This is a genomic window from Vibrio sp. M60_M70 (assembly GCF_037162085.1).
In the GTDB taxonomy this organism is placed as follows: Bacteria; Pseudomonadota; Gammaproteobacteria; order Enterobacterales; family Vibrionaceae; genus Vibrio; species Vibrio diabolicus.
Genome location: NZ_JARLUL010000001.1, coordinates 2,724,368 through 2,736,898, shown reverse-complemented (window position 1 = coordinate 2,736,898; position 12,531 = coordinate 2,724,368). Strand labels below are relative to the sequence as shown.

At 46.5% G+C, this 12,531-nt stretch carries 8 protein-coding genes; 2 read left to right on the top strand and 6 right to left on the bottom strand.

Features of this window, described 5'->3' with window-relative positions; all coding sequences use genetic code 11:
- The first annotated feature begins 60 nt into the window (after positions 1–60).
- Both P4S59_RS12685 and P4S59_RS12680 read left to right on the top strand, forming a co-directional pair.
- Positions 61–1,686, top strand: a complete 1,626-nt coding sequence (locus tag P4S59_RS12685; protein WP_005396731.1) for an ABC transporter permease — start codon at positions 61–63, stop codon at positions 1,684–1,686.
- Positions 1,686–2,717, top strand: a complete 1,032-nt coding sequence (locus tag P4S59_RS12680) for an ABC transporter ATP-binding protein (RefSeq protein ID WP_005396732.1) — start codon at positions 1,686–1,688, stop codon at positions 2,715–2,717. Before P4S59_RS12685 ends, P4S59_RS12680 begins: the two co-directional genes overlap by 1 nt.
- A 149-nt stretch (positions 2,718–2,866) precedes the next feature.
- Here the strand turns inward: P4S59_RS12680 and P4S59_RS12675 are convergent, their stop codons facing one another.
- The 6 genes from P4S59_RS12675 to P4S59_RS12650 all read right to left on the bottom strand — a co-directional run bounded on the left by P4S59_RS12675 (position 2,867) and on the right by P4S59_RS12650 (position 12,497).
- Entirely contained in the window at positions 2,867–4,279 is a 1,413-nt protein-coding gene (locus P4S59_RS12675) for a phosphoglucomutase/phosphomannomutase family protein (protein WP_337168507.1), read from the bottom strand.
- A gap of 106 nt (positions 4,280–4,385) precedes the next feature.
- Positions 4,386–6,794, bottom strand: coding sequence for a GH36-type glycosyl hydrolase domain-containing protein (locus P4S59_RS12670; RefSeq protein WP_337168506.1), 2,409 nt, complete (start codon positions 6,792–6,794; stop codon positions 4,386–4,388).
- An 84-nt stretch (positions 6,795–6,878) separates the two neighbouring features.
- Positions 6,879–8,798 (bottom strand): beta-N-acetylhexosaminidase, encoded by a 1,920-nt coding sequence (locus P4S59_RS12665; RefSeq protein WP_337168505.1) that lies wholly within the window; start codon positions 8,796–8,798, stop codon positions 6,879–6,881.
- A gap of 8 nt (positions 8,799–8,806) precedes the next feature.
- Positions 8,807–9,697 carry an N-acetylglucosamine kinase gene (locus P4S59_RS12660; protein WP_337168504.1) on the bottom strand — a complete coding sequence of 297 codons (891 nt, stop codon included), beginning with the start codon at positions 9,695–9,697 and terminating at the stop codon, positions 8,807–8,809.
- 2 nt (positions 9,698–9,699) lie between these two features.
- Complete coding sequence (locus P4S59_RS12655; protein ID WP_337168503.1) at positions 9,700–11,439, bottom strand: glycoside hydrolase family 9 protein; 1,740 nt, start codon at positions 11,437–11,439, stop codon at positions 9,700–9,702.
- Between the two features lie 62 nt (positions 11,440–11,501).
- Positions 11,502–12,497, bottom strand: a complete 996-nt coding sequence (locus tag P4S59_RS12650) for an ABC transporter ATP-binding protein (protein ID WP_005394711.1) — start codon at positions 12,495–12,497, stop codon at positions 11,502–11,504.
- Between the last annotated feature and the right edge of the window lie 34 nt (positions 12,498–12,531).

The following is a 12,531-nucleotide window of genomic DNA, read 5'->3' as shown; positions in this document are numbered from 1 at the left end:
GGATATGAGATGTATTTGCAACAGCATTTGTATTTCATACAGCCTTGCAGTAATTAGGCGATGAAAGATAAACACTCTTTATGGAAAACCAGTAGTGGGGTAATAACTCTGTTACTGGTTTTGCCGATCTTAGCGATCTTCTACACCGCAATTGGTGAAACGGATGATTTGTTTGCCCATTTAATGGCGACAGTCATGCCGACTTATATTTTTAACACGGTTGCGCTCACTATTGGCGTAATGGTGTTGTCCTTAATTCTTGGTATACCAAGCGCTTGGATAATGGCCATGTGTAAACTGCCGACCGAAAAATGGTTGCAGTGGGCATTGGTGCTACCTCTTGCGATGCCAGGTTATATCATTGGTTATATTTTTACTGATTGGTTTGATTTTGCAGGACCGATTCAGATCTTTTTGCGTGATGTAACCGGATGGGGACCTGGCGAGTATTGGTTCCCTGATATTCGCACCTTGCCTGGCGCGACCTTTGTGTTGGCTTTAGTGCTGTACCCTTATGTGTATTTGCTGTGTCGAGCTGCATTTATGGAGCAAAATGTCTCTTTGTTGCAAAGCGCGCGTTTGCTCAAATGCTCTCCATGGGAAAGCTTTTGGCGCATCTCGATGCCATTAGTGCGACCTTCTATCGCTGTGGGTTTGTCGCTGGTCGCAATGGAGACTATCGGTGACTTTGGTACTGTAAGTTACTTCGCTGTGAATACGTTAACCACAGCGGTCTACGATACTTGGTTGGGATACTCTAATCTTAATGCTGCAGCCAAGATTTCTGCCATGATGCTCGTCATTGTAGTACTGCTTCTCAGTGCAGAACGCTACAGTCGTCGTAAACAAAAGCTTTTTCAAAGCCAATTTAACAGTCACGAAGATTTTCGTTATGAGTTGACGGGCTGGAAAAAGTGGACCGCGCTGGTTTGGTGTTGGGGCTTGGTTTCGGTCGCGTTTATTTTGCCATTACTACAGCTGATTGATTATGCGATAACTTACTTTGCGCAGAGTTGGACCCCCGAGTTTCGTGAATACGCATGGAATAGTTTGGTCGTGTCGGTTATTGCCGCCATTATAGGTGTTGCTGTCGCACTGATCGTTAACTTTACCCATCGCGTCAATGGCAAGCGCGAAAGCTTGGCATTTATGCGTCTTTCTTCGATGGGGTATGCAGTGCCAGGAACCGTATTAGCGATTGGTGTGATGGTCGCAGTACTGTTTATGGATCACCGCGTCAACGACCTTGCTAAAGCCATGGAGTGGGGAAGACCGGGACTTATTTTTTCTGGCTCCATGTTCGCCCTGGTTTTTGCCATGGTTGTGCGTTTTTCAGCGGTGGCGATTGGTAGTATCGAAAGTAATTTAAATAAAATTTCGCCTTCGTTAGATATGGCGTCTCGCACCATGGGGTGTAAGCCTAATGCCATGCTGTGGCGTGTGCACTTTCCGTTGGTTAAACGTGGTGCACTGATTGCGGCTCTGTTAGTGTTTATCGAGTCGATGAAAGAGCTCAATGCGGCTCTATTACTTCGTCCATTTAACTTTGAAACACTAGCCACATACGTTTATAACTTCGCCTCGGATGAGCATTTAGAATTGGCCGCTTTGCCTGCGGTTCTGTTGGTTCTTGTTGGGTTGATCCCGCTTGTTGTTGTTAACCGTTCACTGGAGCAAAATCACTGATGAGCTGCGCATTATCAATTAAAAACCTAACTTGCCAATATGATGATCAAACCGTACTCGAATCATTATCTCTTGAGGTGGAACAAGGGCAAATTGTCTGTTTACTAGGTGCAAGTGGTTGCGGAAAAACAACACTATTAAAAGCCGTTGCAGGGCTATTGCCATTAACGTCAGGCGAAATGAGCTTAAATTGCGTCACGATTGATGATGGGGAGAACTGGTTGCCACCAGAACAGCGTAATATAGGGATGATTTTCCAAGATTATGCGCTTTTTCCTCACCTGACGGTGGAGCAAAATATTGCCTTTGGCTTAAAGCATTACTCGACAAAAGAGAAAAATGGCAAAGTTCAAGAGATGCTCGAGCTCGTGCATTTGCAAGGCTATGGCGATCGTTATCCTCATCAATTGTCTGGTGGACAGCAGCAGCGTGTTGCGATTGCTCGCTCATTAGCTTATAGCCCAGACTTATTGTTGCTAGATGAGCCGTTCTCTAATATTGATACGCAAGTTCGCCATGAGTTGATAAGTGAGATCCGTAAGATTTTTAAGGCGCAAGGCGTGACTGCTATTTTTGTTACGCATAGCCGTGAAGAGGCTTTTGCCTTCGCGGATAAAATGGCAGTGATGAACAATGGTGTTATCGAACAGTATGGTACGGCATCTGAGCTTTACTACCAGCCTTCAAGTAAGTTTGTTGCGGATTTCTTAGGTGGTGGTAGCTATCTGGCCGCTAAACGAGTTTCGGATTCAGAATATGAAACCCACTTGGGTGTGGTTGAAGCCACGGCCCAACAAGAGATCCCAGTGCAGTCTGAATGCTCTTTGTTGCTAAGGCCGCAACATGTACAAATTCAATCCGATGAAGAGAGCTCAGTAACGGTGCTGGAGCAGCACTTTATGGGTGACCATTGCCGTTACGTGATTGATGCGAATGGCGACCGTTTGTTGGCTACAGCATCGCAGGCATTAAATATTGGTGAGTCTGTTGCAGTGAAAATTGAAACGCAGGGCGTGCTGGCATTCGCATAACGTTACTGGGTACCTTTACTATTCTCTTATGCCTTCTTACACAATAAAAAAGCCCGGCAGTGATGCCGGGCAAGTATTCTCCCCCTTAGCGACAGCTTGAATTACATGACAAGCGTAGCCGAAGTGCTCCGAAGCGGGCACAAGGTCAGTTATAAAGATAAGAAGTCTTTAAACTGTTGAAGAACACGTTCCGCAGTGTCCTTATCTTGCATTTCTGCAAAAATACGTAGTAACGGCTCAGTACCAGAGAAGCGCGCGATGATCCAACCACCATTCTTGAAGTACACTTTCGCACCATCTTCATAGCTGACTTTTTCGATTTCAAATTCAAACTCAGGCAACTGCTTTTCAACATAAATTTTGTTGAACAGTGCGTCTTTTTGCGCCGGTTTAAACTTGCAATCGCCTTCTGCCATGTAGGCATAGCCGTACTTACCGTAGATTTCATCTAGCAACTCAGACAGCTTCTTGCCGGTTACTGAAATCATTTCAACTAACAAGCTAGACGCGAAGACGCCATCTTTACCTTTGATGTGGCCGCGAATGGTTAGGCCGCCAGAGCTTTCCCCACCAATCAGTGAGTCATCCGCTTCCATTTGAGAACTGATGTGCTTAAAGCCTACTGGTACCTCAAAACATTTTTCACCGTGGTCTTCAGCAATTTTATCGAGAAGATGAGTCGTCGCGATGTTACGTACCACGGAACCTGTCCAACCTTTGTACTCCAATAAGTAATAATAAAGTAGAATCAGGACTTCATTCGGATGAATGAAGTTACCTTTTTCGTCAATAATACCAAGACGGTCCGCATCGCCATCGGTACCGATGCCAATATCGTAACCTTGCTCTTTTACTAAGTGCATCAAACGGTAGAGTGTTGCAGCACTTGGCGAAGGCATTAACCCACCGAAGTCTGGGTTTTTTCCATCGTTAATCACATCAACGTCACAGCGGCCATTGATTAATACGGTTTGCAGCGCATTTTTTGCAACACCGAACATCGGGTCAATCAAAACGCGTAGGTTGGCTTTTTTGATCGACTCGATATCAATAGAGTTAATGATCGAATCTACGAATTCGTTCATCGGGTTGATAATTTGAATCAGCTTATCTTCAACCGCTTGTTCAAAATCGACACTTTTTACATCTTGTGCAGTGAGCGTATCGATTTGTGATTCGATTTTTTGGGTGATGATTTCATCTGCATCACGACCGCCTTCAATGAAGACTTTAATGCCGTTGTAATCAGCCGGGTTGTGCGATGCCGTAATACATGCAGAGTAAGCGCAGCCCATTTCCTTCGCCTTAAACATTACGATTGGCGTTGGAACAAACTTATCGATAAAGCTAACGACGATGCCGTTTGCTGCTAAAACTTCGGCAAACCAACGGCCAGCTTTGTCAGACAGAAAACGTCGGTCATAGCCAATGACAAAGCCGCGATCAGCAACAGATTCGTTATTCGTAATGTTTGCAACTGCTTGAGCAACCAAACGAACATTATCTTTAGTGAATTCTTCACCGATGAATGCGCGCCAGCCGCCTGTACCAAATTTGATCATGATTCGAACCTCAATAAGGGCGGCAAGGCGCCGCGCCTTAAAATTTTGCTAGCGAACCCAATGCACAAGCTAAAAAGCAAAAGTGCATTGGGACGTTTTGAAGCGATTAACCTAGTGTTACGATCACTTCGTTGACGGAACCTTCCGCTTGAACTGGTACAGATGCACCATTTACTGCTTCACCGTTCACAGTAATTGACTTAACGCCTTTGCTTACTGAATCAGGGTTCACCACTTTTATGTTGTACGTTGCACCTAGCCATTGACGAGTCACTTCGAAACCAGGCCAGTTAGTTGGGATACATGGATCGATAGTCAGGCCATCGAAGCCTGTACGCACACCAAGGATAAAGTTGGTAACAGCGAAGTAAGCCCAGCCAGATGTACCTGTTAACCATGGGTGGTTTGCACGACCGTGGTCTTGGTGGTCACGACCCATAATGAACTGAACGTATGAGTATGGTTCTGCAATACGTTTTTCGATGATGTCGTTCTGGTTGTATGGGTTTAGTGCATCGTAGAATTTCATTGCACGGTCACCACGACCCAGTTTCGCTTCAGCTACCCAAGCCCATGGGTTTGGATGCGAGAAGATTGCACCGTTCTCTTTTACGCCTTGGTAAACGCGAGTTACGAAGCCGATATCATCATTCGGTGTTGCAAAAGATGGTGAGTTTAGGTGAAGGCCGTATTCAGAGAAGAGGTTCTCGTCGACTGCGTCCATCGCTTTTTCGCCGCGCTCTTGAGATACCGCACCAGAAAGTACCGCAAGCGTGTTTGACTCTAGGTGTACTCGACCTTCTGCTTGTTGTGCAGTACCGATCTTGTCGCCATTTTTCGTCAGACCACGGATGTACCAACCGCCTTCGTCGTCCCAAAGGTGTGTTTCACACGCTTCACGCACGTTTGCCGCCATCTCGGTGTACTTCTCAACGTCAGCATCTTTGCCTAGGTATTTTGCAAGGTCGATAAACTCTTGTAGCGCCCAGAAGTGTAGGAAAGACACCATTGAAGACTCGCCGCCACCTAGGTTTAGACAGTCGTTCCAGTCGGCACGTAGACCTTTACAGATGCCCGTTTGACCCACGTATTCCGCTGAGAAGTCTAGCGCAGCTTTCATGTGGTCATACACGGTTGCATCACCGCCATCTGCGTAAGGAATCACTTCGTCGAAGAAGCTGTGCTCACCGGTTTCCATCACGTATTTACAGATGGTTGGTACTAGCCATAGGTGATCATCAGAGCAAGTGTCTTCAATACCGTGGATCTTATCTTCATCGGACGGAGTAGGAACAACTGTTGGAGACTTAGATGGTTTAACATCTGCTTTTTCAGGATCGAACCAATCAGGATCGAATAGGTGTAGGCCGTAACCCGCTTTTACTTGACCACGCAGTAGATCAACGATGCGCTTACGAGTCATTTTCGGGTTCGCGTGAGGAACGGAAATTGCGTCTTGCGCCGTATCGCGGTAACCAAGGCCAGTACGCCCGCCGACCTCAATGAACGAAGCAAAGCGAGACCAAACCACACATGTTTCTGCTTGGTATAGCGTCCAAGCATTGATCATGGTGTCTAGGCCTTCGTTTGGCGATTTCACTTGGAACTTGCCACAACGCTCATCCCAGTGTGCTTTGATGCCATCAAATGCATTGTCGACTTCTGCAAGGTCTTGGTACTTAGCACGCAGACGTTCACCGTTACCTTTACCGATACCCAGAATGTAAGCAAAGCGAACTTCTTCACCTGGTTGGATAGTAAATTGCTTGTGCAGAGAACCACAGTGGTTGTAACACGTTTGTGCGGTGTTAAAACACTTACCTTGTTCTACTGCTAGTGGGTTTGCTTCGTCGCGGTATAGACCTAGGAAGCTATCACGTTGACCGTCGTATGAATCTGGATCAAACGTTGATGTTAGGTAGTAGAAGCCTTCGAAATCGTTCGTGTTGTAGTACAGGTCGTATTCAATCACGCCTTCGTTGTATGACGTACCAGCAGAGTAGAGAGACATCTGGTGGTTTTGGTTATCAGATTGAATGTGGCTGAACGAGAACTCAACAAATGAGAATGCACTGATCGTACGCGGTTTGTCAGAGGTGTTCTTGATGACCACATCCCAAATTTCTGCATCTTCGCCTTTTGGTACAAAGAGCGTTTTGGTTGCGCTAATGCCGCTGTATTCACACTTGAATTTAGAGTACGACAAACCATGACGAACTTCGTAGTTCGCTTCGTCTAGGCTTTTGGCAACTGGTTGCCAAGAGATTGACCAGTAATCTCCCGTCTCATCATCACGTAGGTAAACGTAGTGTCCTGGGCGATCGAATGTCGCATTTGGACGGAACTTAGTAACACGGTTGTATTCTGGAGAGTTGTAGAACGAATAGCCACCTGCATTATGCGAGATAACGGTACAGAATTTTTCTGTACCTAGGTAGTTGGTCCAAGGAGCAGGTACATCAGGGCGAGTAATGACGTATTCACGATTCTCGTTATCGAAATAGCCGTATTTCATTTGTGTATTTCCTTTTTACAAAGCTGCGTCTGCAGCCAAAATTTAAAAACTCTTCAAGCGTGATGCTTCTACATCAGCTCTGTATTACTTCCACGGTTTACGGTAATTCACTCCCTGCAAATCAAGCAGCGGTAGGTGTCCTTTCAAACGTGATAAATAGTCGGTCCAGTCTCGGTGTTGCTTGTCTGTCCAACATGCTTCTGCCATTGCGGTTAAGCGCGGGAAGACCATGTAGTCCATACGAGACTGGTTGTTGATGATTTCGCACCACAATGCTGTTTGAATGCCCCAAATGCGTTTACGTATTGGATCGTCGGCTGGCACTTCAGCGAGTGGTTCATAGTTGTAAGCTTTTTCTAGCGGCAATGGGTTAGCCCAATCCACGCCCGGTTCTTCTGGTGCGTAATCTTGGGTCATATCTAAGTAGGTGGTTTGCGCAGGTTGTAGCACCACATCGAAACCTTGGCGCGCGCAGTTCAACGCCGCTTCTTCGCTTAACCACGAATAGATCACTGTGTCTTTGCTAACTTTGTCGCCATGCTGTGCTTCTTCCCAACCCAGCATGCGCTTGCCAAGTTTGCGCAGTTTGTCTTCGGCATGACGCAAGAAGTGCCCTTGTAACTCTTTGTAGTCGCTGTAACCCAGTTGTTCCATTAGTGCTTGGCATGCAGGGCTTTTTGACCATACGCCGTTAGGTACTTCATCCGCACCGATATGAACATAAGGGGCAGGGAACAACGCGGAGACTTCTTCCAACACTTTATCGATAAACTCATAGCTCCCCGGCAGAGCTGGGTTAATGACGTTGTCGTTGTAATGCTGAATGCTGCGGTATTCGGTGGTATCTTCTGCTTCTACCAATAGGTGTGGTAACGACTTGATGGCAGATCGGCAGTGGCCTGGTACATCGATTTCAGGGATAACAGTGATGCCTCGTTTCGAAGCAAAGGCAACCACGTCTTTGATGTCTTCTTGAGTGTAAAAACCGCCGTAACGCTCAGCAAGGTGCGTGTACTGTGGCTCATTGGTTTCATCCAACCCACGCCATGCGCCAATATCGGTTAGTTGAGGCAATGATTTGATCTCAATTCGCCAACCTTCATCATCGGTAAGGTGCCAATGGAATGTATTGAACTTGTAGTGAGCCAACTGGTTGATCAAACGTTTGACTTGCTCAACGGAGTGAAAATGGCGAGCACAATCTAGCATCATTCCGCGGTAACGAAAACGTGGTCGGTCTTTGATTGAACAGCAAACCACTTCCATTGAGGCTGGTTGATCGCCAACTTTGATCAGTTGCAATAACGTTGCACAAGCATGGGTAAAACCAGACGAAGAGCCAGCTTCAATTTTGATCGACTCTTCTGCTACCTTCAGCTTGTAGGCGCCTTCATCCAAGGTTGGGTTGCCTTTGAAGATGATCTGACTGCCATTGTCTGATGCGAACTCAAATTGATGAATGCGCTTAAGCTCTTCAAGTAACCACTCTTTAGCTGCATTGGCTAGGTTTGAATAAACTGCAACGCCAGCGTGATGATTAAAGCTAAAGCAGTGATCGCTGACTTCTATATGGTTTGGTTTTGGCAATAAAGGCTGCGCATGCGTCAAGCTGGAAGGGATCTCACTACGTTCACGGTACGGTGAAGCCAATACGATCGGTGTGACATCGACTTGAGCTCGCTGAAGGTTGCCGTTGACTTCAAAGTTGACCAAGGCTTCATTGAATCCATCAGAATAGTAACGGAATGGATTCGAACCAATACTGAACTCGCAGTAAAAATGATGGTTAGCTGCCAGCACCAACCCTTCTGGTTTGAGGGTGCAGTAGCTGCCAATTTGCTTGAGCTGACCATTCGAAATACTATCTGGCAGAATGTAGCGATCAAAAGCAAAAATCAGGCTCCAATTGTGGAGATCTTGATCGCTCAAATTATGGAAAGTCAGTCCGAAACGGCAGTTTTGCTTTTGTTCTGATAGGACGACGAGATCAACACGATATTCCATATCTACTCCTACGCCGCACTGAGCGAGTAAAGGTTATGCTCAGGTTTACCTGCAAACATAATTGCGCCTTCAATCGCGTCAAACTGTGGCTCAACAACCCATTGCTGAACTGGTGGCGAAAGCCAACGGAAAATACGTTCAGCAATGCTGCCCATTAAACAAATACGCGTTGCGCCGCGCTTGTTTAATGCCACGAGAAACATTTCTATATCAGCTGCAGTTTGCTTCAGCATCTCAATTGCTAGTGCATCACCTTGTTCTGCATGTTGGAAAATTGCAGGAGAAAACTGGCCATAATCACGAGGAAGCGCTTGTTTAGACCAAGCCACCACGTTATCAACGTCATTTTCGAAATGCGCCATGACGTGTTGTGCTAGAGGCGTTTTCTCTCTGATGCCATCTTCTGCTAACAAAACTTGTTGAACTAGGCGAAGCCCCATCACTGCGCCGCCACCTTGGTCCGAAATAGGGAATTCGCGACCACCGACAACGTGCTGCTCCAATCCTTTAAGGTAGATGCCACAAGAGCCCGTTCCTGCGATCATGATTGCGCCATCTTCGCCATTGTGTGCACCAACGCACGCGCCGTAAGCATCAGTATTAAGAGTCATACTGGCAAACGGATGAGGAAGAGACATAAAGGCTTGCCAAGATGCTTTGTGCTCAGCACCTGCAAGGGCTAAGCCGACGTGCATCGATGCGAAATCTTGTTGTGTCAGACCGCCTTGCTCGGCCGCTGAAGTTATGGATTCAAGAATCGAAGCCATTGCTATTTCAGCTCCTAGCATGATGTTGGCGCTGCCGCTTTTGGCCTCGCCAATAAAATTACCTTGTGAATCTTTAATCCTGGCTCGACATGACGTGCCGCCACCATCGATACCGACAAAATACATCCCCATGATTATTGTTCCTTAATATTTTTAGAGGTTGCCAACTGAGAAATATGCTGAGCTTGACTCATTATCGCGAGTAAGTACCAAGCGCCATGCGGGATCCATTGTTCGCCCCAGCGCCAGTTTTGTAACATGTCGTCTTTTTGTGCCGGTGGGTTAAATGCGATGTCTTCCTCGTCTTCAAAGCCGCCAGTGATTCCGTTACACACACCGCCTTTAGCGTTGAAGAAACCATATTGAGGAAGGTAATCAGGGTTGTTGCGACCGTGGCCATCAAGCATGCACATGTCGTATGGGTTTAAGCCTACAATCCAGTTCAAGGCATCTTGAGCAAACACGGAAAGTTGTTGCTGTATTTCCTGCGACGCTATATGCGGTTGAGCAAGATACGCCATGGTCGCGAGTGAGCCCAATCGAGCATTCTCGCCTTGCCACCAATAGCCGGATTCATTGTTGTGTGCGACAAAAAATGCATCGCGTTTTGACTCATTTACGCCTTTAACATACTGGCGAGGGTAACCGAATGGGTTGGTCACTTTATTCGATATATTGATCTCAAACTCGCACGCTAGGTTGACGATGCGTTTTACCGATTCTGTCTGTACGGAGTCGTCTTCAATTGATAGATATTCGCACAAGGCAATAACGGGTAGACCTGCTTCAGCTGCGTGAAAGTATGGACGACTGCCGTCTTGGGTTGCTGACCAAAAGTGTTGAATCTGCTCGTCGCTCATTTGGCGAGCAACTAAGCGTTGTGCCCACAAACGGCTCTCTTCCAAGTAGCGAGTTTCTTTGGTGGCTTTAAACAGTTCTACACTGGCTAGTAGCGCACAGTATTCGTCGATAATGTTTTCTTCATTATCATTGAGGTACTGCGTATTGTGCTCTTTTAAGTGCCAGTAACCATTTTCAGCAGCGTTGCGGTATTTTTGTTGATCGTATTCGCCGTGAACACCTAAACGCGACGCTGCGGCCAGCGCTGCGATGGCGACACCGCCACCTTGTCGAAAGCCTGCTTGGTAGTCATCAAATTTGTGACCAAGTTGCGTTTCGTAGGCACAGATTTCTCGTTGCGCAGTATCTTTGCTCCACTTATCAAAGACCGTCATGTAGAAGAAGCCTTTTTCGTTTTGCATACGAACAAGGAAGTCTGCACCGAACAGGGCTTCTTCAATAAGTCGTGTACGTGTGAAAGCTGCAATGTCTTCGCTTCCTTCAAGCAATGAAAGCCCTTTTAGGATGTTCCAAACTACCATTGGGGTTTGTTGAGGGTTCAAATAATTAGCGTATGAAAGATGACTTAAATACTTGCTAACGTCTCCAGATGCGTCATACCAGCCTCCGTGTACATCAACCGTTTGGTTGGCGTTGAGCACTGGAACTTGTCGATCTTGTTGATCGAAAATCCCACCACAACGTTGTGATTTGAAGTAGTGGATCACATCCGACAAAGTTTGATCCAACAGAATATGTTCGCCAATGGTGAAAGAGGAAGAGCGCGTATCTTCCACTTGCAGGAAATAGTCGCCTGAATCTGTGAAAGATGAAAAGTCGATGAGGTAGAAATAGCCCTGATGCCAGTTCGCCACTTTACCTTGTTCTTCAACCGCAAAAGTTGCCACGGTTTGCTCGGTAGTGGCACAAATCAATTGGGCAGTGTAAGAAGACAAGTGTGGTTGTTCGGTCTGGACAATGGCTTTCTTTGGGCCCAGATGTTCATAACCAATGTGGTTAGTCAGTAGCAGCATTCAATGTCTCCGGGAAACGATAAAACAGGAATGGGTCAGGCTGAACCTGACCCTCGTTATAATTAATCTTCAAATAAGTAACAGCGAACAAAGTGGTTCTCAGAAAGCTGAGTGACGCCCGGTAGTCGTTCGCGACATTTATCGGTTGCGTGTACGCAGCGTCCTGCAAATGGGCAGCCGACTGAATCCGGTGTCCAAAGTGGGATTTCCCCTTTGTTGCCTTTCAGCTTCTCGTGGATAGACTTCGATGGATCAGGCACAGCAGATACCAACAGTTGCGTATATGGGTGTTGAGGATCGTGAATGATTTCCTCAGTATCCCCCCATTCAACCATGTGACCTACGTACATAACCGCGAGATCTTCAGCAATGTAACGCGCCGTTGCGATGTCGTGAGTGATGTAAAGCAGAGACATTTGTTTCTCGAACTTCATCTCTTCCATCAAGTTAAGAACACCTGCACGAATTGATACGTCCAGCATTGATGTTGGCTCATCTGCCAATACCACTTCTGCACCTACAGCGATATTACGAGCTAGGTTTACACGTTGACGCTGGCCGCCAGACAGCTGATGTGGGAACTTTTGCGCGGTTTCTTTTGGCGGAATCAGACCAACTTGTTCTAGTAGGTCATACACACGCTCTTCCAGTTCCTTTTTGTTGCCTGGTGCAATCTTTTTATGGATTAGCAACGGGCGAGCAATGTGGTGAAAGATATTGTGTGTAGGGTTTAGTGAGCCAAATGGGTCCTGCCATACCATTTGTACGCCTTCACGGTATGTCATCAAGTCATGTCGAGAGGTAATATCTTGGATATCACGACCTCTGTATTCGATTACACCCTCGGTAGGGGCGTACATTTTAGCTATCATTTTAGCGGTAGTAGATTTACCAGAGCCTGATTCACCTACTACTGACAAACCGCGGCTCTTGTACATCTTGAATGACACGTCGTTGATCGCGCGCATTTTTGACTGCTTGATTGAGTTACTATTTAAAGGGAAGTCCTTAACGACATGTTTACCCTCAATCAGCAGTTCGCCGAGTTGTTTGCTCATAATTCTCTCCAGTGTAATTTTGTTCTTAGCTAGC

Coding starts and splice junctions, on each gene's coding strand:
- P4S59_RS12685 (WP_005396731.1), top strand. CDS start 61: ATGAAAGATAAACACTCTTTATGGAAAACCAGTAGTGGGGTAATAACT.
- P4S59_RS12680 (WP_005396732.1), top strand. CDS start 1,686: ATGAGCTGCGCATTATCAATTAAAAACCTAACTTGCCAATATGATGAT.
- P4S59_RS12675 (WP_337168507.1), bottom strand. CDS start 4,279: ATGATCAAATTTGGTACAGGCGGCTGGCGCGCATTCATCGGTGAAGAA.
- P4S59_RS12670 (WP_337168506.1), bottom strand. CDS start 6,794: ATGAAATACGGCTATTTCGATAACGAGAATCGTGAATACGTCATTACT.
- P4S59_RS12665 (WP_337168505.1), bottom strand. CDS start 8,798: ATGGAATATCGTGTTGATCTCGTCGTCCTATCAGAACAAAAGCAAAAC.
- P4S59_RS12660 (WP_337168504.1), bottom strand. CDS start 9,697: ATGGGGATGTATTTTGTCGGTATCGATGGTGGCGGCACGTCATGTCGA.
- P4S59_RS12655 (WP_337168503.1), bottom strand. CDS start 11,439: ATGCTGCTACTGACTAACCACATTGGTTATGAACATCTGGGCCCAAAG.
- P4S59_RS12650 (WP_005394711.1), bottom strand. CDS start 12,497: ATGAGCAAACAACTCGGCGAACTGCTGATTGAGGGTAAACATGTCGTT.